The sequence below is a fragment of the Paraliobacillus ryukyuensis genome (genome assembly GCF_003315295.1).
In the GTDB taxonomy this organism is placed as follows: Bacteria; Bacillota; Bacilli; order Bacillales; family Amphibacillaceae; genus Paraliobacillus; species Paraliobacillus ryukyuensis.
Window position 1 is genome coordinate 17,171 of sequence record NZ_QNRI01000001.1, and the last position, 24,778, is coordinate 41,948.

Here is a 24,778-nt window from a genome sequence, read left to right on the forward strand (position 1 = left end):
AAGTGAGTCAGGGGTGAATTTATGTTACAAAGTAAAGCAAATTGGAATTATAAAAAAAGTGAATTATCATCACAACTTTTCAGTGAATTAGGGTTACCCCCTTTAGTAGAACAATTATTGATAAAACGAGGCATTGAAACAACTGAAGATGCTCTAGCATTTTTACAACCAAAATTAGATGATTTACATGCCCCTTCGTTATTGAATGATATAGAAAAAGCTAAGCAACGTATCGATCAGGCGATTGATAACGGGGAAAGTGTTTTAGTATTCGGCGATTATGATGCGGATGGAGTAAGTTCCACAGCCGTTTTAGTAGAAGCATTACGTGAACGTGGCGCAATGTGTGATTTTTATATTCCAAATCGCTTCACAGAAGGTTATGGACCGAATGAGGTAGCCTTTCGAGAAGCTTATGAACAAGGATTTCAGTTGATTATTACAGTGGATACCGGAATTGCGGGATTTGCGCCAGCAAAACTAGCTAAAGAGCTAGGAATCGACTTAATTATTACCGATCATCACGAAGTCCAAGAACAACTCCCAGATGCTTATGCAATTGTGCATCCTAAGTGTTCCCCCAACTATCCTTTTAAAGAATTAGCAGGCGTAGGTGTGGCATTTAAGCTGGCGCACTATTTATTAGGGTACTTCCCTAAACAGTTATTAGATTTAGTGGTAATTGGAACGATAGCAGACCTTGTGCCGCTTACCAGTGAAAATCGTATTTTAGCATATCATGGTTTGCAAGCGATCAGTAATTCCAAGCGACCTGGAATCGTTGCACTAAAAAAAATAGCAGGCATACAAGATACCGTATCTGAAGAAGATATTGGTTTTTTAATTGGTCCAAGACTAAATGCGGTTGGTAGGCTACAGAGTGCATATCCAGCTATTGAGTTACTACTAACGGAGGATCCAGAAGAAGCCGCTTATATTGCAAATGAGATAAATGAAATCAACCAAGAACGACAAAAAATTGTGGCAAAGATTACAGAAGAAGCAATCAAGCAAGTAGAATCCAATCCGCTCCAGCAGCAACATTTTATCGTAGTAGCACAAGAGGGGTGGAATGAAGGTGTGCTAGGTATTGTTGCTTCTAAACTAGTTCGTACTTACCAACGACCAGCAATTGTACTAACACTTCAACCAGAAAAACAACGAGCTAAAGGATCAGCTCGAAGTATTCCTGCTTTTGATATGTTTGAAAATGGCATGGAAATACAAGATTTATTTCAGCAATTTGGTGGACATGCTCAAGCTGCAGGAATGACTTTACCGATTGAAAATGTTGATAAAATAAGAGAGCGTTTTAATCAATTAGCACAACAAAAACTCACGCCGGAAGATTATCAAGAACAATTAGAGATAGAAGCAATCATTTCTTCTGATGACATTGATATGAAATTAATCAACACGTTGACTCAGTTAGCACCATTTGGTATGGCAAATCCAAAACCACTATTTCAAATTAAAGGAAAGCCAGCTGAAGTACGTCAAATTGGAAGTAAACAAAATCATTTAAAACTAGCCCTTCAAGGGGAGCGCCAAGTGGTTCAGGCGATTGGATTTGGTATAGGGGAGTTATTTCATTACATTACTCCACAAGCAACGATTGATTTAGTAGGATACTTACAAATAAATGAGTGGAATGGTAAGAAAAATCCGCAAATTATGTTGCAAGATTTAGCTATTAAGGAATGGCAATTATTTGATTATCGTGGATCAAAGTTTTGGAAAAAGCAAGTTGCATCCTTGGAACAAGATAGAACAATGATAATAACAGCAGATCAAAAAAAAGCGGATCCTTCCTTACCCTTCGTGCAATATTCGTATCAGCAGTTAAATGAATTAGATCAAACGACACAATTGGATCAGTTTCACTCGCTTATTCTAGCTGATCTACCTAAAAGTCGTGAGGAACTACAATTGTTGCTAAAGCGTTGGTCACCTAAACGAATTATCGTGAGTTATCATATTCAAGATGACCATTTCTCGCAAGTTTTTCCTAAAAGAGAGGAATTTAAGTGGTTTTATGGTATGCTATTAAAACGTGAACAATTTGTTCTTGCTCAAGATACAGAGCTATTGGCTAAACATAAAGGATGGAAACAAGGAAAAATTGAATTTATTATTCGCGTGTTTTCTGAATTAGAATTTGTTAAAATAGATGACGGAATAATACGACCGATGAAGCACCCACAAAAACGCGATCTGACAGAATCTACTGTCTATCAAGAAATGTTGGAACAAGCAGAAACGGAAAAACTACTGTATTATTCTACCCATCAAGAATTGAAAGAATGGATGACAAGTCAAATGGATGAGCATGGCTCGATGAAGGAGGAACTGATTTATGGATTATAAATCCTATATTACAGTAGTGGAGGACTGGCCAAAGGAAGGCGTTAAATTCAAAGACATTACAACATTAATGGATAATGGTAAAGCATATAAATCTGCTGTAGACGAAATCGTTACTTATGCGAAAGAGAAAGAAATTGATCTTGTGGTCGGACCGGAGGCAAGAGGATTTATTGTTGGTTGTCCGGTTTCTTATGCATTAGAAATAGGTTTTGCTCCTGTGCGTAAAGAAGGGAAACTTCCACGAGAAGTTATTAAAGTAGATTATGGTTTAGAATACGGTGAAAATGTATTAACTATCCATAAAGACGCGATTAGACCGGGACAACGTGTTTTAATTACAGATGATTTACTAGCTACTGGTGGTACAATTGAAGCAACGATTAAACTTGTTGAACAATTAGGTGGCGTTGTTGTTGGTTGTGCATTCTTAATTGAACTTAGTTATTTGAATGGCCGTGAAAAATTAGAAGGTTATGATATTTTAACGTTGATGGAGTATTAAACAAGAGATCAAAAGGAGTGCCTACACAGGTACTCCTTATTTTCAAATGTACACCTCGAAATTTGTTGGAAATTGTGACCAAATTGTTTTGAATTCAATCGAAATTATTGTAACATAGATAAAAATCTTTTATTATACTAGATAAAGCTATTATACATTTATTTGACGCATTCTAATTGAACAGCGGTAAAAAGGACAAAAGGTGATAAAATGTCGAAGGATAAAATTTTGACAGCTGAAAACGTAATCGAACAAGCTTCACAGTATCTTTCCCCAGAAGATACTGATTTTATTAGAGATACTTATGAATATGCCAAGAAAGCGCATGAAAATCAGTTTCGAAAATCTGGCGAACCATATATTATTCATCCAGTGCAAGTTGCTGGTATATTGGTGCATTTAAAATTAGATCCAGAAACAGTTGCTGGTGGCTTTTTACATGATGTGGTAGAAGATACAGACATTTCGGTTGAAATGTTAGAAGAAGCATTTAACAGTGAAGTAGCCATGTTGGTAGACGGTGTAACGAAGTTAGGTAAAATTAAATATAAATCAAAAGAAGCGCAACAAGCAGAAAACCATCGAAAAATGTTTATTGCGATGGCGAAAGATATCCGTGTTATACTAATTAAACTAGCAGATCGCTTACACAATATGCGAACATTAAAACATTTACCAGCGGAAAAACAGCGACGAATCTCTAATGAAACGTTAGAAATCTTTGCTCCGCTTGCCCATCGATTAGGAATTTCAGCAATTAAATGGGAATTAGAAGATACGGCATTGCGTTATTTAAATCCCCAACAGTATTATCGTATTGTCAACTTAATGAAACAAAAGCGACAAGAACGTGAATATTATATCGAAGAAGTAATGGGAGAAGTTCAGAAACAACTTGATGAAGTGAATATTAAAGCTGATTTTTCTGGCCGCCCAAAACATTTATATAGCATTTATCGGAAAATGGTGCTACAAAATAAACAATTTAATGAAATTTATGATTTATTAGCAGTACGAATTATTGTTGAAAGTATCAAAGATTGTTATGCGGTTTTAGGCATCATTCACACCTGTTGGAAACCAATGCCTGGCCGGTTTAAAGATTATATTGCAATGCCAAAAGCCAATCTTTATCAATCGCTCCATACTACAGTGATCGGACCAAAAGGAGCGCCTTTAGAGGTGCAAATTCGTACAAAAGAAATGCATGATATAGCGGAGTACGGGATTGCGGCTCATTGGGCATATAAAGAAGGGGCAAAACTAGATCAAAATAAAGCAAATTCAGAGCAAAAACTTGCTTGGTTCCGTGAAATTCTAGAATGGCAAAATGAAACCCACGATGCCCAAGAATTTATGGAATCGTTAAAAGTAGACTTATTCTCTGACATGGTTTACGTGTTCACTCCAAAAGGTGACGTAATTGAATTGCCAGCTGGCTCTGTACCAATTGACTTTTCCTATAAAATTCATACGGAAGTAGGCAATCACACCATCGGGGCGAAAATCAATGGCAAAATGGAGCCTTTGGATTATGTTTTAAAAAATGGCGATATTGTAGAAGTGATGACTTCTAAGCATTCTTATGGGCCATCGCGTGATTGGCTTAACATGACACAAACTTCCCAAGCGAAAAATAAAATTAAGCAATTCTTTAAGAAACAACAACGAGAAGAAAATGTTGTTAAAGGAAAAGAATTAGTCGATAAAGAAGTGAAAGCTTTAGGATTTGAACCAAAAGAAGCTGTAACGCAAGAGAATTTAACAAGAGTAGCTGATAGATTCAATTTTATTAGTGTAGAAGATATGTATGCAGCGGTTGGTTATCAAGGAATTACAGCAGCGCAAATAGCCACTCGATTAACCGAAAAACTAAGAAGAGTAGAGCAAAAGCAAGAACTAGAAGAAACACTGGAAAGTGCCCAAAAACAAACAGTTAGACCAAAGACTACCAAGAAAAAAGACTCAGGCGTCCGGGTAGAAGGTGTAGATAATTTATTAGTTCGTTTAGCGAAATGTTGTAACCCTGTACCAGGTGATGAAATTGTTGGTTACATCACCAAAGGTCGAGGGGTAACCGTACACAGAAAAGACTGTTCAAATATTAAAATAGACCCATCCGATCCAAGATTAATGCAGGTTGAATGGGAAAGACAAGATAGTCAAACAAAACAGTACCATGTTGATCTTGAAATCTCTGGATACGATCGAAGAGGTTTGTTAAATGATGTATTACAAGCAGTTAACGAGATGCGGACTAACATAACAGCTGTAAATGGCCGTTCCGATCGTAATAAAATGGCAATTATTAATATTACCATTCTAATTCATAACATAGGACACTTAAGAAAAATAGTTGAACGTTTAAAACAAATAAAAGAAGTTTATACCGTAGAAAGAGTTGTTCAGTAAGAAAAGGGAGTAGTTTAAATGAAGGTAGTTTTGCAGAAGGTCTCCAAAGCTAGTGTTCGTGTGAACGGTGAAACAGTTGGTGCGATTGGTGAAGGATTACTTGCATATGTTGGCTTAACACATGAAGACACCGAAGCGGATGTGGAATACATCGTAAATAAAGTGGTACATTTACGAATTTTTGAAGATCAAGCAGAAAAAATGAATTTTTCTTTAAAAGATAAACTAGGTAGTTTATTATCTGTTTCTCAGTTCACACTATACGGGGACACAAAAAAAGGAAGACGACCTAATTTCATGGAAGCAGCAAAACCCGACCAAGCTGAACGTCAGTATCAGTATTTCAACAAATTAGTGCAAGAAGCAGGTGTTCCAGTAGAAACAGGTGTTTTTGGTGCGATGATGGAAGTTGATAGTGTCAATCATGGTCCAGTAACCTTGATTTTAGATAGTAAAGACAAATGAAACGATGAACGAGCGGTGTACGATTGTTGAGTAAATAATCATACACCGCTCGTTTTTGTTGCTTATTTAATTTGAATGTGACAGTTAGTCAGTTTCACGCATTAAAAAGTACTTTTGTAGACCTGCCATCACACCTTGGCTGATTTTTCGTTGATAAGCAATGGTTTGAATATTTAATTCTTCAGCAGCATTAGAAATAAAACCTAATTCCAAGAGTAACGCAGGTTGATGATTGGTACGTAGTACTTGAAAGTCTCCAAATTGTGCGTGTCTGTCTTCTGAATTTGTCGATTTAATTAATTCTTCTTGCATGATTGATGCAAATGTTTCATCGTTCTTGTCGTAAAAAAACGTACCAATTCCTTTGACGCTAGGATACTGAGGAGAACTATTGTAATGTAAGCTTAGAAAGACATCTGCCCTCTGATAATTGGCATAGCTAGCTCTACTACTTAACATCTTATAATTATCTGTTTCTCTAGTTAAATGAACGATTGCTCCTAAATGTTCCAGATATGTCTTTAAATTATGTGCTGTATGGAGCACGTATTTTTTTTCATAACCACCACTCACACCGATTGCTCCTACATCTCTTCCGCCATGACCGGGGTCAATTACAATAACTTTATTCTTCAATAAAGCATTTGGATTATTTTTGGTCTCGGTTGGAATGGAATCTTTCTGTACATGTACTGTTTGATCGTGATTTTTTTCATTGTTTTCATCAGAGATGGTAACATATTCTGAAGATACCCAGGCAATACTATTGTTAAAATAAATACTTACCCAACCGTCTTCTCTCTCATTGAGTTGATATGTTTCTCCTGTATCAGCCTGTCCAATAACATCACTTTCTAAGCTGGGGCCGTTACGAATATTTAGATTGTCTGTGTCAATTTTAACCGTAGCTGCATAGACAGTTGAAGAAATGGACAAACTAATTACAAGCATAAGTAAGAAAATAATGGACTTTATCCATCGATACATTTATTATCCTCCTGCTTTAATAATTTAATACAATAAATGCAAAGCAAAACTACTATCATTATCTACTGATTATATCAAAGATAATATTGCGAAATAAATCGAATTCGTGTACTTTCTCAATAATAAGCAATATAGGATAAATAAGTCAAAGTGAAAATTAAAAAAGTTGAGGAGTGTTAAAGAAATGCGAGTGACTGATAAACAAAATATGTCCAATCAAACAACTACAGAATTTGGTGTTGATTTTCATCGGTTGCCTGCGTTAAAAGCGGATCAATCTCCTTTAACAATAACTTCAGAATTAGGTATACAATCAGAGGAAATTAAATTATTTAAAGAAAAGCTAAAACGTTCTTGACAATTTTTTTACCAGACAGTATTATTATAAACAATTCTAATAGCGTAAATAACAAACCAATGATGGAAAAAGTAATTTAGAAAAGTGAGGAGAGAGAGAGAATCTCGTTGGCTGAAAAGATTCTTACTTAACTTCTAAATGAAAGACATTCCGAAGGTTTTGTATTGAAATAGGAGTAAATACAAACGTAAAAGCAGGCGTTAACTGTGAAAGTGGACATACGTGAGCATTATGTATGTCAACTAGGGTGGCAACACGGGTTAGCTCTCGTCCCTTTTATGGGGATGAGAGTTTATTTATGTTCACAAAATTTGTTAACAACGGCTGTTATTATATATACAGGAGGAATACGTAATGATTAATGTACCAAGAGGAACACAAGATTTATTACCTGGCGAAACAGAGAAATGGCAATACGTTGAAGAAAAGTTTAAAGCGTTATGTCATACATACAATTATCATGAAATTCGAACACCTATTTTTGAACATACCGAACTTTTCCAGCGAGGTGTGGGGGATACAACTGATATAGTTCAAAAAGAAATGTATACATTTACAGATCGTGGCGAACGAAGCTTAACTCTAAGACCAGAAGGAACAGCTTCTGTTGTTCGTTCATTTGTTCAACACAAACTTTTTGGTCACCCGACACAGCCTACCAAATTATTTTATATTGGCCCAATGTTCCGCTATGAGCGACCACAACAAGGGAGAATGCGCCAGTTCGTTCAATTTGGTGTAGAAGCGTTAGGTAGTGCAGATCCAGCAATTGATGCTGAGGTGATCGGTCTAGCAATGAATCTCTACCGATCTTTAGGCTTAAAATCATTAAAATTGGTGATAAACAGTTTAGGTGATGTCGAAAGTAGAAACAATCATCGTCATGCACTTGTAGAACACTTCAAGCCACATATCCATGAGTTTTGTAGTGACTGCCAAATTCGTTTAGAGAAAAATCCATTACGTATATTGGATTGTAAAAAAGATAAAGATCATCCAGCAATGCAAACTGCGCCATCCATTTTAGATTATCTAAATGACGAATCACAAGCATACTTTGCACAAGTGAAAAGTTATCTTGATCACATGGGTATCGACTATGTTGTTGATAAAAACTTAGTTCGTGGCTTAGATTATTACAATCATACGGCTTTTGAAATTATGAGTGATGCGGATGGCTTTGGTGCTATTACTACGTTATCAGGCGGTGGCCGCTATAATGGCTTAGTTGAAGATCTGGGCGGTCCAGAGACACCAGGTATTGGTTTTGCACTTAGTGTTGAACGTTTATTAATGGCGTTAGATGCAGAAAAAATAGATTTACCAATCGATCAAGCTTTAGATGGTTACGTTGTGGCCATGGGTGATAATGCCGTTAAAAAGGCAGTTGAAATCGTGTATAACCTACGCCAAGCAGGTATTCAAGTAGATAAAGATTATCAAGGAAAAAAATTCAAAGCGCAATTCAAAGCAGCTGACAGGTTAAAAGCTAAATTTGTAATCGTATTGGGTGAAGATGAACTAGCAAAACAAGTTGTCAGCGTAAAAGACATGACCACAGGTGACCAACAAGAGATTCCAATTGCTAGCATTGCAACAGAAATGAAGCAACTGATACAAGGAGGTAAGGCATGATGGAGCAAATGAGACAATTAGCAGGTAGTTTGAGAAAAAAACATATCGATCAGCAAGTATGTCTGAAAGGCTGGGTTCAAAAACGTCGTGATTTAGGTGGATTGATTTTTATTGACCTACGCGATCGCACCGGGGTTGTACAAATTGTGTTTAATCCTGCTATCTCTGAAGCAGCTCTAGCCATTGCCGAAGATGTTCGAAGTGAGTATGTGATCGAAGTAAATGGTAAAGTTATTGAGCGTGCACCTGAGACAATGAACGAAAAAATGGCGACTGGTGAAATTGAAGTGGTAGTAGAAGAAATAAACGTATTAAATAAGGCAAAAACACCACCTTTTAGTATTGTTGAAGATAAAGATATTTCAGAAGAATTACGTTTGAAGTACCGATATTTGGATTTAAGAAGACAGACAATGCAAAACATGTTTAAACTAAGACATCAAGCAACGCAAGTAATTCGTCAATTCCTAAATGATGAGGAATATTTAGAAATGGAGACCCCAATGTTAACGAAAAGTACACCAGAAGGGGCACGTGATTATCTAGTACCTAGTCGTGTACATCCAGGTCACTTTTATGCATTACCACAATCTCCACAATTATTTAAACAATTAATTATGGTGGCTGGGTTTGAACGTTATTATCAGTTTGCTCGTTGTTTCCGTGATGAAGATTTACGTGCCGATCGTCAACCGGAATTTACCCAAATTGATATAGAAACTTCTTTCATGTCTAGTGATGAAATTATGGCGATGACCGAGCGAATGATGGAAAAATTGATGAAAGAAGTGAAAGGAATCGACGTAACCTTACCATTTCCACGGATGCGTTATGACGAAGCAATGGCTCGCTATGGTTCGGATAAACCTGATACTAGATTCGGGATGGAGCTTGTTGATATTTCAGAAACTGTAGCGAATTCAGGTTTTAAAGTGTTCGAATCAACTGTTCAGTCCGGCGGGAAAGTGAATGCAATTAATGTTAAAAATCATGCAGCAGACTATTCTCGGAAAGACATTGATAAACTAACAGATTTTGTGAAGATTTATGGTGCAAAAGGTTTAGCATGGTTGAAAGTGGATGAAGAAGGATTCAAAGGACCAATTGCTAAGTTCTTCACGGAAGAAGAACAACAAGCTTTAGTTAACCAATTAAATGCGGAAGCAAATGATTTAGTATTGTTTGTTGCAGATAAGCAATCTATTGTTTTCGATAGTTTAGGTTCCCTTCGATTGAAATTAGGTAAAGATCTAGATTTAATTGATGAAGCAAAATTCAACTTCCTATGGGTAACAGATTGGCCGTTGCTAGAGTATGATGAAGATGCTGGAAGATATTTCGCAGCACACCATCCATTTACAATGCCTGCTACTGAAGATATTGAGAAATTAAGTACAAATCCAGAGCAAGTAAAAGCCCAAGCTTATGATTTAGTATTAAACGGATTTGAGTTAGGTGGAGGCTCCTTAAGAATCTATAAAAAAGAATTGCAAGACAAGATGTTTGAGGTACTAGGATTTTCTAAAGAAGAAGCGGAAGAACAGTTCTCTTTCTTATTACAAGCGTTAGAGTATGGTACCCCACCACATGGCGGAATTGCACTAGGATTTGATCGTTTAGTCATGCTATTAGCTGGTAAATCAAGTTTACGCGATACGATTCTATTCCCTAAAACAGCATCAGCTGCTGATCCATTAACTGAAGCACCTGGTTCGGTTAGTCGAGCCCAATTAGATGAATTAAGTTTAACAATTCAAGAAAAAATTCCTAAGGAATAGTGTTAGAAACGCTTACAATTTTACTTGAAATCATATAAAACATATGCTATTATTTAGTTACAAAGTAATAACAGTAGTGCTCATCCTGATGTGTTCGTTGGATTATTTATGTTTTGACCGAACATTTATAATATTGGGAGCTGGACGTTTTTATGTGGCGTACATGCCTTTTCATAAGGACTTATAAAACATAAAACGCTGCACCCACCTGCGAAGAGCGGGCCAAAACTTTTAAGTAAGACGGCACGATCGGGAGTGCACTATCATACATAAGTAAGCGTACCTATATGGTGCGCTTTTTGTTGTTTTTTTGATGTTATCAGTGAACACAGAGCTATGTTGAATAGTATATTAGTAGTATATGCGATTAATATGAAAAATCATTAGAGCTAAGCTTAGGGAATTTGATCTGAAGTTAGATTAAGAAGTAATCATTGAGTTCAATGAAAGATTTCATTTTGAAACTCAAATTAAGCCGAACTCTTAAGCACTACAGCATAAGAGTTCGGCTTAATTGGTCTTTATAGCTTTCCTCGCTTCATTATCTAGCAAGTTGTTCTAGATTCCCGTTTTTCTCCATGCGAAAGGCAGGTGTCGTCTGATCGTCTTGATCTTGGAAAACAACCATTTTTCTAGCCCTATCCATAATTTGTAGGAATGCTTGATAATCTGCTTGAACGGTTTCCAGCTTTTTCTCTAATTGTTTCATCTCTTTTTGCATGTTTTCATTCTCTTTTTGTAAGTAGTCATTTTCACTTTGTAGTTTTGCCGCATTTTTTTCCGAACGGTTCGTTTCATCCATTTCTTTTTTCAATGTCCGTAATGCAAAGATGATTTGATTTAAATCTACTTTATGCTCTATATCAGTAGTTTCTTCTACTTGAGAAACAGCTATAGGACTGATTTGTTCGTCTTCATCCATTGCAATGGTTTCCGTTGTCCGTTGATAAGATCGGTTTAACTGTGGTTGCTTAGCAGACATACTACGTTTTCTTTCTTTGCGTTGCCTTTTTGCTATATCGACTGCTTGTTCATACCGTTGCCTTACTTCAGCATTCCATCGAAAACCACAAGCCGCTGATGTGCGATTTAATTTATCGCCAACCTCCTCAAAGGCATTTAACTGTGTGCTTCCTTCACGAATATGTCGAAGTACTGTTTCTGCTAATAATAGATCATCTTCATGAGACCATGCGTCTTGTCTAACTTTTGCCATGTGAATCGCTCCTTTATGTCTTCCTTTATCTAGTAAATTTGTATTCTAAATGATTCCTTTATAGGATCGAAATGTTTTTACTAGTATTAACAAGAAAGCTTCACAATATACAATAGTTAATTTAAATTGTCATAGATTTGCTTAAATGCTCGCTCTGTTTTACTTGTTTCTTTAGGTTGATAGTATTTTTTCGTTTTCAATTCATCAGGTAGGTACTGTTGCTTTACCCATCCACTGTCAAATTGATGGGGGTATTGGTAACCAATTCCTCTACCTAATTTGTTTGCTCCTTGATAATGTGCATCTTTTAAATGAGCAGGGATATCCCCCATCTTACCGTTCCTTATATCAGCTAATGCTTGATCCAGTGCAGCATAAGCGGAATTTGATTTAGGAGATAAACATAATTCAACGATAGCGACCGAAAGCGGAATGCGTGCTTCTGGAAAACCAACTCGTTCTGCTGCTTCGACAGCTGCTAAAGCTCGTGGCCCTGCCTGGGGATTAGCAACACCAATATCTTCATAGGCACAAACAATCATGCGACGAGCAATACTATCCAAATCACCAGCTTCAATTAATCTACCTAAGTAATGAAGTGCTGCGTTTACGTCACTACCTCGAATTGATTTTTGAAAAGCAGATAATACATCATAATGGGCATCGCCATTTTTATCATGAGAAAAACTTTTCTTTTGCATACAAGCTTCTGCTACATCTAAATCTATTTGAATAATACCATTCGCATCTTCAGGTGTAGAATATGCAGCTAATTCAAGTCCATTAAACGCTGCTCGTAAATCGCCATTTGAAGATGAGGCGAAATGAGCAAATGCATCTTCCGTTATATGAATCGATAAGTTACCAAGTCCATTTTCTTCATCAGTTAACGCGCGATCAATGGCTACTTTTACGTCGTTTGGTTGTAATTTTTCTAATTCAAATAAGTGGACTCTGCTTCGTATAGCAGGATTAATTGAGTGATAAGGATTACTAGTGGTGCAGCCAATTAGGGTAATCAAGTTACTTTCTACATGTGGTAATAAATAATCCTGTTTTGCTTTATCTAAACGATGCACTTCATCAAGTATTACCACGAGTTGACCGGACATTTTAGCTTCTTCAACCGCAATTTCCATATCTTTTTTTTTATCAACCACGGCATTTAACAATTTATATCTTAATTGAAGGCTTTTTGCTAGTGCGATAGCCATCGATGTTTTTCCAGTACCAGGCGGGCCGAATAGGATCATTGAAGCTAAACGATTTGCTTCGATCATACGACGAATCATTTTTCCTTCCCCAACTAAGTGTTCTTGTCCGATGATATCGTTAATACCATTCGGTCTCATGCGATATGCTAAGGGGTTATGTACCATCTCATTTATTCTCCTTTGGCAGTGTGATTGACTTGACTTATCAAAAATAAATCGATAAAATACTATTTTGTTTTCAAGCTATATTCGCTTCCTTATTCTAGCGTAATGATAAGCTTATGAAAATGCAAGAATCATGCGATTCATGCTATAATTAATTTATATATGTATTTCAATAAAACTACAAGATTAGTCTGATATAATCGGTTGAAGATGTATTTCCCATGTTGATTGATTCAATAGGGATAATGGAGGAGTGTTTGATTTGAAGATATCAACCAAAGGACGTTATGGCTTAACGATAATGATTGAATTGGCTAAGCATACTGGGGAAGGCCCAGTTTCGCTTAAGACGATAGCTACAGAGAAGAATTTGTCTGAACATTATCTAGAACAACTTGTACCACCATTGCGTAATGCTTGTTTAGTTAAAAGTGTCCGAGGCGCATATGGAGGCTACATGTTAGCAAAAGATGCAAAAGAAATTACTGCTGGTGATATTATTCGTATTCTTGAAGGTCCTATCACACCAGTGGAAGGCATGGAAGATGAAGAACCTGCTAAACAAGCCTTGTGGATTCGGATACGAGATGCAGTAAAGAATGTCTTAGATACTACTACTTTGGATGACTTATCTAATTATGATGAAGACGATCTTTTAGAACAAGAACCATATATGTTCTACATTTAATAGGTAATAATAGCATTAAAGCTTGCTATAGAAAGAAGGCAAAACAATGGAGCCAATATATTTAGACCATGCCGCCACAGCACCAGTACACCCGGATGTTATTGAAACGATGCATGTGGCTATGAAGGATACATTCGGAAATCCTTCCAGTGTGCATCATTTTGGTCGCAAGGCGAGAAAACAACTGGACGAAGCAAGGAGAGTTGCTGCTGTAAGCATTGGTGCGAATGAAAAGGAAATAACATTCACTAGTGGAGGAACGGAAGCAGATAATTTAGCTCTAATAGGTGTTGCTTATGCAAATAAACAAAAGGGCAATCATATTATTACGACAGAAATAGAACATCATGCAATCCTTCATACTGCAGAATATTTGGAAAAGCAAGGCTTCCATGTGACATATTTACCTGTCAATGAACAAGGGCAGGTCTCAGTAGCAGATGTCGAACAAGCATTAACCGACCAAACGATTCTTGTGTCGATTATGATGGTGAATAATGAAACAGGCATGATCCAACCAATAGAGGAAATTGGGGAATTACTCCTTACGCATCAAGCTTATTTTCACACGGACGCTGTCCAAGCTTATGGTCTATTATCGCTTGATGTATCGAAGTTGGGGGTAGATCTGTTGACTACCTCAGCACATAAAATAAATGGTCCAAAAGGAATCGGATTTCTATATATAAAAAATGGGACACGTTTGGAAGCGATCCATTATGGTGGGGAGCAAGAAAGAAAACGTCGACCAGGGACGGAGAATTACCCAGCAATTTTAGGATTTAAAAAAGCAATTGAATTAGTTGAATCTGAGCGAGAAAAACGTTCAGAAGCTTATATTAGTTACAAGCAATTATTTGTTGATACATTAAAAGAACATGCGATTGATTTTTCTATTAATGGGTCTACAAATACTGTCCCTGCGATCGTAAATATTAGTTTTCCTGGTACAAATGTAGAAGCGTTGTTAATGAATTTTGATTTAGAAGGAATTGCTGCATCCAGTGGTAGTGCTTGTACTGCAGGTTCCGTAGAGCCATCCCATGTATTAATGGCGATGTATGGAGAAGGTAATGAAAAGACAACGAATTCAATTCGATTTAGTTTTGGTTTAGCAAATGACCAAGCACAGGTAAAAACAGCTGCTGAGACAGTTGCAAAAATTGTTGCTAGATTAAATAACAAGTGAGGTGTAAGAACATGACAGATAATGCGAATACACGTGTCGTAGTTGGAATGAGTGGGGGAGTTGATTCTTCTGTAACAGCTTTATTACTAAAAGAGCAAGGCTACGACGTCGTAGGTATTTTTATGAAAAATTGGGATGATACGGATGAATTTGGCGTGTGCACGGCAACAGAAGATTTTGACGATGTGGTACGCGTGTGTAATCAACTAGATATTCCTTATTATGCTGTGAATTTCGAAAAACAATATTGGGACAAAGTTTTTACGTATTTCTTAGATGAGTATAAAGCAGGACGCACACCAAACCCTGATGTAATGTGTAACAAAGAAATTAAATTTAAAGCATTTCTAGAACATGCACTATCACTCGGTGCAGATTATGTTGCTACAGGTCATTATGCCCAAGTGAGAAAAGTAGGGGACCGTTATGAAATGTTACGAGGTGTTGATGATAACAAAGATCAAACCTATTTCTTAAATCAATTATCTTCTGATGTGCTAGCAAAGGTAATGTTTCCGCTTGGTCACTTGCCGAAAAAAGAAGTGCGTGAAATCGCAAAAACACATGACTTAGTGACAGCCACGAAAAAAGATAGTACAGGTATTTGCTTTATTGGTGAACGAAACTTCAAAGAATTCTTAAGTGAATATCTTCCAGCTCAACCTGGCAGAATGAAAACTATGAGCGGTGAAGATAAAGGACAACATGAAGGGTTAATGTATTACACGATAGGTCAACGGCAAGGTTTAGGTATTGGTGGACCAGGTGGACCATGGTTCGTAGTTGGAAAAGATTTGCGTAAAAATGAGCTTTATGTAGAACCTGGTTATGATAATCACTATTTATACTCTGATGGTCTGATTGCAACAGATGTAAATTGGATTAATGAAGCGCCAACACGAGCAGTTGTGTGTACAGCTAAATTCCGTTATCGTCAAAAAGACACGCAAGTGACGGTTGTACCCCTTGGCGACGGTCGGGTCGAAGTTATTTTTGATCAAAGTGAACGCGCGATTACACCTGGACAAGCAGTTGTCTTTTATCAAGATGATATCTGTCTAGGGGGGGCAACAATTGATGAAATTTATAAAAATAATCAACGATTAAACTATGTAGGCTAAACGAAGAGGCTGGGATAAAACAAAAATAGAAGAACCAAAATCCGAACAATGTGAACGAATCGTTATATTTGCACACTTTAATGTTCGGATTTTTCCCGTTCAGTTCCGTTTTCATCGCAACTTCTTGTTACTTAAGCTTTAATAGAAAGGTAGGAAGAGCAATGAAAGAAATAATGGATCAAGGTATTCAATACATGCAAGAAGGAAAATATCAAGAAGCAGCGAATTGTTTTAATAAAGTAATTGAACAAGCGCCAGAAGATCCTGTGGGCTATATCAATTTCGGAAATCTACTATTACATATGAATGATTATAATCGAGCGATTCGGTTTTTTCAAAAAGCTATTGCTTTAGATGATACTGCGGCTACTGCGTATTACGGATTAGGTAATCTTTATTTTGAACAAGAGGATTACGCTAAAGCACAGCGTTATTATCAAAAGGCAATCCACTTTGGTTTAGAAGAAGCAGATGCCTATTTTATGTTAGGGTTAGCTTTTCAACAGGAAAGACATGACAAGTTAGCATTGCCTTATTTTCAACGAGCAAAAGAGTTAAAGCCAGATGACGAAGTAATACTGTTTCAATACGGCTTATCGTTAGCGCAGACGGAAGAATTTACACTAGCAAAAGAGATGTTTACTGATGTCCTTCAGCTGAACGATCAGCATAGTGATGCACATTATAACTTGGGTGTGGCCCTGTTATTTGATGATGAGATCGAACAAGCACTAAATCATTTAACAAGCGCTATTGAGATTCAGCCTGATCACGTATTTGCATTAGATGTAAAAGAAAAAGTAGAGCAAATGCTTCGTCAAGACGAAGAATAAAGAAAATAAAGGGGTATCACTGTGATGGAAGAAAATCAGATGACAACAGAAGAACGATATATAAAAGGTGAATTGATTCATACGATTTTCTCCAATCAACAGGAGCACTTTTCAATCGCTAAAATCAAAGTGCTTGATACCAATGAAACTTTTGAGGAGAAGGAATTAGTAATAAAAGGTTATTTTAGTGATCTTGCGATTGGCGAACCGTACATTTTTCAAGGGCAATTTGTTGATCACAAAAAATTTGGACGACAATATCAAGTCGACCATTATCGAAGGTATATCCCTAAGACAACAGAAGGCTTAATTGGGTATTTATCTAGTGATTTATTTCATGGAATAGGTAAAAAATTAGCGCAACGAATTGTGCAAGAACTCGGTGATACAGCTGTTTCAAAAATTTTAAAAGATGCGTCTGTGTTAGATTCAGTCAAAGGAATAACCAAAGAAAAAGCAGAGAATCTGACACGAAGCCTGCAAGAACATCAAGGATTTGAACATGTCGTGATTCATTTGTCTAAGTATGGTTTTGGTCTGAAAATGGCACAAAAAATATATCAAGCCTATCAAGAAAGAGCAATTGAAATTCTTGAATCAAATCCATATCAATATGTATTTGATATTGAAGGGTTTGGTTTTATGCGAGCAGATGAAGTAGCAAAACAACACAACCTAACGATGAATCATCCAGCACGTTTGCAAGCTGGTTTACTTTATTCCTTACAAGAATCGATTCAAGATGGACATGTGTACTTACCGATCGATGAGCTTATCGCTTGGACGGAACGTCTGATTCAAGCCCCTCGCTATCAGATTGAAAGGCATGAACTAGAATCGGCGCTTGAAACATTAGAAACCGAGAAACATGTGATTACCGACGAGCAGAAAGTATATTTGCCTGTGCTTTATTATGCAGAAGCTGGATTTTGCACGCAATTAAAGCGAACGTTGGATCATACGATTGATGAAGAAATAACGGATGCCGACCTTTTAAAAATCGTAGGACAAATTGAGGAAGATGAGCATCTGAGCTATGGAAAAGAGCAATTTGAAGGTATTAAACAAGCACTTTCACAGAAAGTTATGATTCTAACTGGTGGACCTGGGACTGGAAAAACAACTGTTATTAAAGGAATCATTCAAGCCTATAGTCAACTTCATAATATCTCCTCTGATCCAGGTAGCTACGATAAAAAAGCTGATTTTCCTTTCATTTTAACAGCTCCGACAGGGAGAGCGGCAAAACGTATGACTGAATCTACTGGACTACCAGCGGTAACGATTCATCGATTGTTAGGTTGGGATGGAAACGATAGCTTTGAAAAAGACGAAGGAAATCAACTAGATGGCAAATTACTTGTTGTTGATGAATTTTCAATGGTAGATATTTTTCTGGCGAATCAATTATTCAAAGCGATTCCGAATCACATGCAAGTGCTACTCGTTGGTGACGAAGATCAATTACCATCTGTTGGTCCGGGCCAAGTATTAGCTGACTTGTTGGCTAGTGATCGGATCCCAGCTACTAAATTAGATGAAGTATATCGACAAAAAGAAGGATCAAAAATTATTCAGTTAGCGCACGAAATTAAACAAAACCATGTTGCCACAGCATCTTTAACAAAAGCCTCGGACTTTAATTTTATTGATTGCGGGACAGATCAGGTTGTTGAAGTGGTGAAGCAAATCATCACAAAAGCGCAAGCCAAAGGATTAGATCTAAAAGATATGCAGGTGCTTGCCCCGATGTATCGAACTAATGCCGGCATTCATCGGTTAAACGAAGAGGTTCAACAACTAGTGAACCCCAAACAAAAAGGGCGAAGAGAGCTTCGAACACGAGATACAGTCTTTCGTAAGGGAGATAAGGTGATTCAATTAGTCAATCAACCAGAAGATCATGTTTTCAATGGAGACATTGGTGAAATTGTTGCTATTTATCAAGCAGATGAAAATGTAGATCAAGAAGAACAAGTGGTTGTCACTTTTGATGAAAATGACGTGGTATACAATCGTAAAGATCTATTGAATATTATGCATGCGTATTGTATTTCGATTCATAAATCACAGGGGAGTGAATTTCCGATTGTGATTCTTCCGGTAGTACCTAGCTATCGTCGTATGTTGAAAAAGAATCTGTTATATACCGCTATCACACGTGCAAAACAGTCGCTATTGTTGTGTGGAGATCGTCGTGCTTTTCTGACAGGAGTTCAACAGGAAGATAACAATCGCCGTTATACCACTTTAACCGAAAAATTACGCTTATTAGTAGATGGAGAATTACAAATGACAGAGGAAGACTTGCGGGCTGAGGAAGAAGCACTCTCACCATATGATTTTTTATAATATCTTAAAGTAAATGACTGTATATATAATCATTTTCTGGGAAAAATAGAAGCAAGAAACTTTTCTCAGGAGTGATTATTTTGCATTGTCCAAATTGTAAAAGTAAAAATATTGGTCAAATTGGAAACCAACACTATTATTGTTGGGATTGTTATATTGAATTAATGTTGGAAAATAAAGTGCTGCATATGCATGAAGTGGAAGAAGACGGATCATTGAGTTCGTTAGATGATATTTTTGCAGAAGAAGAACGAACAATTTAAGAATGACGTGCAAATCCATTAATGAGGAGTCATGCATATGCTATCTAAAACAAAAATAAAACAGTGGTTGATGATTTTGATTTTAGGTATTGCATGCTTACTATTTATTTTTTTGTTATATTTGCTATTTCCATTTTATCAGCAAGTGTTACGCATTATTTTTCAAGTGTTGACTCCTTTTATCATTGCGAGTTTAATTGCATACCTGCTTCATCCTATCATTGAAAAACTACATGGTTACCATATTCCTAGAGCCTTAGCTATCATTTGTATCTATCTCACTTTTTTTGGTGGAATCGGATTAGCTTGCTATTCAGGGTTCCCTTCTTTTATTAAACAAATGAAAGATTTACAACAAAGTATTCCACATTTCTTTGATACATATCGAACGACAATTTATCAATTGTATGAGAATACGGCTTTTTTACCAGAAACTTTTCACGATCAGATGGATCAATTTATTAATAAACTAGAAGAGAATATCGGTGTGTGGGTAACTAGTCTATTAGGAGAAGCAAGTAAACTAATGGATATGATCATGCTAATAGCTGTTATTCCTGTCTTGGTCTTTTACATGTTAAAAGACTTTCATATAATCCAGTCAAGTATTATTAACTTATTTCCCAAGAAAACTAGGCCAAAAATTAAAGCGTTTTGGCCAGCTATTGATGAAGGATTAGGCAGCTATATAAGAGGACAACTAATTGTTTGTTTTTTTATTGGGTTAACTAGTTATCTCGTATTACTACTTATTCAAATGAAGTACCCTTTAGTCTTGGCTATTATTATGGCGATAACCAATATCATTCCTTACTTTGGTCCAATTATCGGTGCTTTTCCCGCGGTCATTATTGCCTTAACCATCTCTACAAAACAAGTACTATTGGTAATCGGTGCAGTGTTACTTGTTCAGATTATCGAAGGCAACTTATTATCGCCTTTTATTGTGGGTAGAAGTGTCCATTTGCATCCCATTATGATCATACTTATTTTGCTTATAGGTGGAGAAATCGCAGGGATTTTAGGCATGATTATTGCCATACCGATTGCAACGGTTGTGAAGGTCATTATTCAGCGTAGCAAACAAGGAAAGAAGACGGCAGAATGAATTGACAGAAATGCTAAAGTTAACTATAATAACGTAGCATAGTAAGTAAAAACGTCGAAAAACAGTAGTATGTGACAGGCCCATTTCAAGAGAGGAATTTCCGTGGCTGAAAGAGATTCTAAATGAAGGGTTACAGAAGCTTGTTTGGAGTGCAGCTAATCCCTGCCGGTTAAACACCGTTATCGTTCATAAGGTGATGAATGGAACTTATGCATTCATAATCAGGGTGGTACCGCGACAAACAACTCTCGTCCCTGCAATTTATTGCAGGTATGAGAGTTTTTTTAATAAATATAAAAATGAGGAGGAATAAACGATGAAACAATTAACATCTGCTGAAGTACGTCAAATGTTTTTAGATTTCTTTAAAGAAAAAGGTCATAGTGTAGAACCAAGTGCATCGCTCGTACCTAAAGAAGATCCAACGTTGTTATGGATCAATAGTGGGGTTGCTACATTAAAAAAATATTTTGATGGACGGGTTGTGCCAAATAATCCACGTATTGTTAATGCACAGAAATCCATTCGAACAAACGATATTGAAAACGTAGGTTTTACAGCAAGACACCATACGTTTTTTGAAATGCTAGGTAACTTTTCCATTGGCGATTATTTTAAAAAGGAGGCAATTGAATGGGGATGGGAGTTTTTAACTAGTGAAAAATGGATAGGTTTTGCTCCAGAGAAATTATCTGTTACGGTTCATCCGGAAGATGATGAAGCTTATGATTTATGGAAAAATCATATTAAGCTTCCAGAAGAGCGAATTATTCGTCTAGAAGAAAATTTCTGGGATATTGGTGAAGGACCAAGTGGACCAAACACAGAGATCTTTTATGACCGTGGCGAAACCTTCGGCAATGATCCAAGTGACCCGGAATTATATCCTGGTGGGGAGAATGATCGTTATCTTGAAATTTGGAACTTAGTGTTCTCACAATTTAATCACAATCCAGATGATACATATACTCCACTTCCAAAGAAAAACATTGATACTGGCATGGGACTTGAACGTATGGTTTCCGTCATTCAAGATGCCCCGACTAACTTTGAGACAGATTTATTTCTACCATTAATTAAAAAAGTAGAAACAATTGCAACTACGAAATACGGAAAAGACTATGCAACTGATGTGGCATTCAAAGTAATTGCCGATCACATTCGTACTGTAGCATTTGCAGTTGGAGATGGCGCATTACCTTCCAATGAAGGCCGTGGTTATGTGCTAAGAAGACTCTTGAGAAGAGCTGTTCGTTTTGCTAAACAAATAGGCATCGAAAAACCATTTATGTATCAACTCGTAGGTACAGTTGGCGGCATAATGGAAGCATTTTATCCTGACATTAAGAAAAAGCAGGCGTTTATTGAAAATGTTGTGAAAACAGAAGAAGAACGTTTCCACGAAACATTAAATGATGGGCTGACGATTTTGGCCGATATTATAGAAAAAGAAAAACAAAAAGAAAACAATGTTTTTCCTGGTACGGAAGTTTTCCGTCTGTATGACACATACGGCTTTCCAAAAGAGCTAACGGAAGAGTATGTAGCTGATGCTGGGTTCACGATTGATGAAGCAGGCTTTGAAGCTGAGATGAAGAAACAGCGTGAACGCGCGCGTAATGCACGTCAAAAAGTTGACTCTATGCAAGTGCAAGATGAAATATTTCAGAAATTAACTGCTAATAGTGATTTCATTGGTTATGAGAACCTTGAAACAGCAACTGCCATTTCGGCTATTATTCAAGACAAATCATTTGTAGAGCAAACTACAAATGAAGAAGTCTATCTTGTACTATCCGAAACACCATTTTACGCGGAAAGTGGTGGACAAATAGCAGATAAAGGTTGGATCTACACAGATCACGCTGAAGCTAGAGTGGAAGATGTTCAAAAAGCACCAAAAGGCCAACATTTGCATCGAGTTATGATAACAAAAGGACAATTAAACCAAGGTGATCAAGTAAAAGCGATTGTTGATCAAGACGTACGTACCTTTGTAGAAAAAAATCACACTGCCACACATATTTTGCATCAAGCATTAAAAGACGTATTAGGCGACCATGTGAATCAAGCTGGATCACTAGTAGAACCTGATCGTTTGCGATTTGACTTTTCACATTTTAATGCCATTACGGCAGAAGAATTGCAACAAATCGAAATAATTGTTAATGAAAAGATTTGGGCGTCAATACCTGTAACAATCGGTAATTATGCGCTTCAAGAAGCGAAAGAAATGGGAGCCATGGCTTTATTTGGTGAAAAATATGGTGATATTGTTCGAGTGGTTCGAATAGGAGATTACAGTATTGAACTATGTGGTGGTTGTCATGTTACAAATACCAGTGAAATTGGCTTGTTTAAAATTATGACAGAATCTGGTATTGGAGCAGGTACACGCCGGATTGAAGCGACCACCTCTAAAGGCGCATATCACTTTGTTAGCACGCAACAAGCCTATCTATCAGAAGCAAGTCAGTTATTAAAAGTAGCAAAACACAACGTACCTGACAGAATTAATGACCTGTACCAAGAGATAAAAGAAGTGCAAAAGGAAAAAGATTCATTAAATCAAAAATTATCTAATGTAGAAGCTGCTTCCATTTTAGATAAGATAGAAGAGATAAATGGGGTCTCTGTACTGATAGAAAAAGTAGATGTTTCTGATATGAATCAATTACGAGCGATGGTTGATGAATTAAAACAAAAACTATCATCAGGTATTATTTTACTAGCAGCTGTGAATAATGGGAAAGTACAATTAGCAGCTGGTGTATCCAAAGACTTAATTGAGCAAGGTTACCATGCCGGTAAATTAATTAAAGAAACGGCCTCTCGATGTGGCGGCGGTGGTGGCGGCCGACCAGATATGGCACAAGCCGGGGGTAAAAACCCTGAGCAAGTGCAAGAGGCATTAAATTTTGCAAAAAACTATCTTTCTAATGCAATATAAATTGTAATCTTGTGATAAAAAAAGTTATAATTAACGTACAGATCGTTAAGTATGTTATGATAATGATAAAACGATAACGTATGGAAAAAGGCGGGTGTTATCATGGGATCAATGGACAAAACAATGAAGTTCAATTTTTCTGAAGAACCTTTTGAAGAAAATGTGAATGCAGTACTATTAACGGTTTATCAAGCATTACGTGAAAAAGGGTATAATCCAATCAATCAAATTGTTGGGTACTTACTTTCAGGTGATCCAGCCTATATTCCGAGATATAAAGATGCGAGAAATTTAATTAGACGAATAGAACGAGATGAACTAATTGAAGCGTTAGTGAAATTCTATTTAGATCAACATAAAGAGGTTTAGTATGAAAAAAATGGGGCTAGATGTCGGCTCTAAAACAATTGGAGTAGCTGTTAGCGATGTAATGGGGTGGACTGCTCAAGGAATAAAAACAATTCACTGGGATGAAAATGATTTCCATACGGCAGAAGAAGCATTAGCGACAATTGTTCAAGAGCACGAAATTTCAACAGTAGTTATTGGTTTGCCAAAAAATATGAATGGTACAATTGGTGAACGCGCTGAAATTTCGAAACAATTTGCAGTATTTATTGAAGAGCAGTTCAATCTTCCAACAGTCCTATGGGACGAACGATTATCTACTATGGCTGCTAAACGTGTGTTATTAGAAGCTGATGTAAGTAGAAAGAAACGTAAAAAAGTAATTGATAAAATGGCAGCTGTCATGATATTGCAAGGATATCTAGATGCTAATCAACAATAGGAGGTTCAATAATGGCTTTAGAAGAAAAAGAACGAATTATTATTCCGGATGAGAACGGGGAAGAGCATCTTTTTGAAGTATTGTTCACATTTGATGTCGATGCGAATGAACAATCTTATATTGCTGTAGTACCAGTAGAACAAAAAGATGATGAGGAAGTCGAAGTTTTTGCATTTCGATATGAAGATAAAGAAAACGAAGATGACTTACAACTGTTCCAAATTGAAACAGACGAAGAATGGGAAATAGTTGAAGAAATGCTTAATACTCTAATCGATGAAGAAGAATAATAAGTGTGATAAAAGCGGAAGGTAACCCCTTCTGTTTTTTTATGTTGTCTTTTTTTGATAATAATAAATTATTTGATAAAGGAGAAAGATTTATA

General features: G+C 36.7%; 21 protein-coding genes, 1 other RNA gene and 2 other annotated features. Of the genes, 19 read left to right on the forward strand and 3 right to left on the reverse strand.

The window, feature by feature from the left end:
• Positions 1-21 precede the first annotated feature (21 nt).
• From recJ to dtd, 4 genes are all read left to right on the forward strand, one after another.
• Positions 22-2,367 (forward strand): single-stranded-DNA-specific exonuclease RecJ, encoded by a 2,346-nt coding sequence (recJ, locus tag DES48_RS00100; RefSeq protein ID WP_113865878.1) that lies wholly within the window; start codon positions 22-24, stop codon positions 2,365-2,367.
• A complete protein-coding gene (locus tag DES48_RS00105) occupies positions 2,357-2,869 on the forward strand; it encodes an adenine phosphoribosyltransferase (RefSeq protein ID WP_079708408.1) in 513 nt (170 codons plus the stop codon). Before recJ ends, DES48_RS00105 begins: the two co-directional genes overlap by 11 nt.
• Before the next feature lie 210 nt (positions 2,870-3,079).
• On the forward strand, positions 3,080-5,281 hold the full coding sequence (locus DES48_RS00110; RefSeq protein WP_113865880.1) for a RelA/SpoT family protein: 2,202 nt from the start codon (positions 3,080-3,082) through the stop codon (positions 5,279-5,281).
• Positions 5,282-5,299: 18 nt separating this feature from the next.
• Positions 5,300-5,746, forward strand: coding sequence for a D-aminoacyl-tRNA deacylase (dtd, locus tag DES48_RS00115; RefSeq protein WP_113865882.1), 447 nt, complete (start codon positions 5,300-5,302; stop codon positions 5,744-5,746).
• Positions 5,747-5,830: 84 nt separating this feature from the next.
• On the opposite strand, the gene DES48_RS00120 is transcribed toward dtd, so the two are convergent.
• Positions 5,831-6,733 (reverse strand): N-acetylmuramoyl-L-alanine amidase family protein, encoded by a 903-nt coding sequence (locus tag DES48_RS00120; RefSeq protein ID WP_113865884.1) that lies wholly within the window; start codon positions 6,731-6,733, stop codon positions 5,831-5,833.
• Between the two features lie 184 nt (positions 6,734-6,917).
• Between DES48_RS00120 and DES48_RS15825 the strand changes: the two genes are divergently transcribed.
• The 4 genes from DES48_RS15825 (at position 6,918) to ssrS (ending at position 10,764) form a co-directional block, all read left to right on the forward strand.
• Positions 6,918-7,091, forward strand: a complete 174-nt coding sequence (locus tag DES48_RS15825; RefSeq protein ID WP_170126138.1) for a hypothetical protein — start codon at positions 6,918-6,920, stop codon at positions 7,089-7,091.
• Between the two features lie 50 nt (positions 7,092-7,141).
• Positions 7,142-7,369: a binding site (T-box leader), on the forward strand.
• Positions 7,370-7,445: 76 nt separating this feature from the next.
• Positions 7,446-8,726 carry a histidine--tRNA ligase gene (hisS, locus tag DES48_RS00125; protein ID WP_113865886.1) on the forward strand — a complete coding sequence of 427 codons (1,281 nt, stop codon included), beginning with the start codon at positions 7,446-7,448 and terminating at the stop codon, positions 8,724-8,726.
• Positions 8,726-10,504: an aspartate--tRNA ligase gene (aspS, locus tag DES48_RS00130; RefSeq protein WP_113866795.1), complete on the forward strand. Its 1,779-nt coding sequence runs from the start codon at positions 8,726-8,728 to the stop codon at positions 10,502-10,504. Before hisS ends, aspS begins: the two co-directional genes overlap by 1 nt.
• A gap of 79 nt (positions 10,505-10,583) precedes the next feature.
• Positions 10,584-10,764: non-coding RNA, 6S RNA (gene ssrS, locus DES48_RS00135), on the forward strand.
• A 281-nt stretch (positions 10,765-11,045) separates the two neighbouring features.
• Here ssrS and DES48_RS00140 read toward each other — a convergent pair.
• Complete coding sequence (locus DES48_RS00140; RefSeq protein WP_113865889.1) at positions 11,046-11,720, reverse strand: RsfA family transcriptional regulator; 675 nt, start codon at positions 11,718-11,720, stop codon at positions 11,046-11,048.
• 116 nt (positions 11,721-11,836) lie between these two features.
• Positions 11,837-13,099 carry a replication-associated recombination protein A gene (locus tag DES48_RS00145; RefSeq protein WP_113865891.1) on the reverse strand — a complete coding sequence of 421 codons (1,263 nt, stop codon included), beginning with the start codon at positions 13,097-13,099 and terminating at the stop codon, positions 11,837-11,839.
• A gap of 262 nt (positions 13,100-13,361) precedes the next feature.
• Between DES48_RS00145 and cymR the strand changes: the two genes are divergently transcribed.
• The 11 genes from cymR to DES48_RS00200 all read left to right on the forward strand — a co-directional run bounded on the left by cymR (position 13,362) and on the right by DES48_RS00200 (position 24,683).
• Positions 13,362-13,787, forward strand: a complete 426-nt coding sequence (gene cymR / locus DES48_RS00150) for a cysteine metabolism transcriptional regulator CymR (protein ID WP_079708415.1) — start codon at positions 13,362-13,364, stop codon at positions 13,785-13,787.
• A 46-nt stretch (positions 13,788-13,833) separates the two neighbouring features.
• On the forward strand, positions 13,834-14,976 hold the full coding sequence (locus DES48_RS00155) for a cysteine desulfurase family protein (protein WP_113865893.1): 1,143 nt from the start codon (positions 13,834-13,836) through the stop codon (positions 14,974-14,976).
• A gap of 11 nt (positions 14,977-14,987) precedes the next feature.
• The gene (gene mnmA / locus DES48_RS00160) at positions 14,988-16,097 is read left to right on the forward strand and encodes a tRNA 2-thiouridine(34) synthase MnmA (RefSeq protein ID WP_079708417.1); all 1,110 of its coding nucleotides are present in this window, start codon (positions 14,988-14,990) and stop codon (positions 16,095-16,097) included.
• 161 nt (positions 16,098-16,258) lie between these two features.
• Positions 16,259-16,930 (forward strand): tetratricopeptide repeat protein, encoded by a 672-nt coding sequence (locus DES48_RS00165; RefSeq protein WP_079708418.1) that lies wholly within the window; start codon positions 16,259-16,261, stop codon positions 16,928-16,930.
• Between the two features lie 24 nt (positions 16,931-16,954).
• Positions 16,955-19,282 (forward strand): SF1B family DNA helicase RecD2, encoded by a 2,328-nt coding sequence (gene recD2, locus DES48_RS00170; protein ID WP_113865895.1) that lies wholly within the window; start codon positions 16,955-16,957, stop codon positions 19,280-19,282.
• A gap of 77 nt (positions 19,283-19,359) precedes the next feature.
• Positions 19,360-19,545: a hypothetical protein gene (locus DES48_RS00175; RefSeq protein WP_079708887.1), complete on the forward strand. Its 186-nt coding sequence runs from the start codon at positions 19,360-19,362 to the stop codon at positions 19,543-19,545.
• A 37-nt stretch (positions 19,546-19,582) separates the two neighbouring features.
• Positions 19,583-20,653 carry an AI-2E family transporter gene (locus tag DES48_RS00180; protein WP_113865897.1) on the forward strand — a complete coding sequence of 357 codons (1,071 nt, stop codon included), beginning with the start codon at positions 19,583-19,585 and terminating at the stop codon, positions 20,651-20,653.
• 45 nt (positions 20,654-20,698) lie between these two features.
• Positions 20,699-20,912: a binding site (T-box leader), on the forward strand.
• A gap of 57 nt (positions 20,913-20,969) precedes the next feature.
• Positions 20,970-23,603 carry an alanine--tRNA ligase gene (gene alaS / locus DES48_RS00185; RefSeq protein WP_113865899.1) on the forward strand — a complete coding sequence of 878 codons (2,634 nt, stop codon included), beginning with the start codon at positions 20,970-20,972 and terminating at the stop codon, positions 23,601-23,603.
• Positions 23,604-23,705: 102 nt separating this feature from the next.
• A complete protein-coding gene (locus tag DES48_RS00190; RefSeq protein ID WP_079708422.1) occupies positions 23,706-23,972 on the forward strand; it encodes an IreB family regulatory phosphoprotein in 267 nt (88 codons plus the stop codon).
• 1 nt (position 23,973) lies between these two features.
• The gene (gene ruvX, locus DES48_RS00195; protein WP_079708423.1) at positions 23,974-24,393 is read left to right on the forward strand and encodes a Holliday junction resolvase RuvX; all 420 of its coding nucleotides are present in this window, start codon (positions 23,974-23,976) and stop codon (positions 24,391-24,393) included.
• 11 nt (positions 24,394-24,404) lie between these two features.
• Positions 24,405-24,683 (forward strand): DUF1292 domain-containing protein, encoded by a 279-nt coding sequence (locus tag DES48_RS00200; protein WP_079708424.1) that lies wholly within the window; start codon positions 24,405-24,407, stop codon positions 24,681-24,683.
• Positions 24,684-24,778 lie beyond the last annotated feature (95 nt).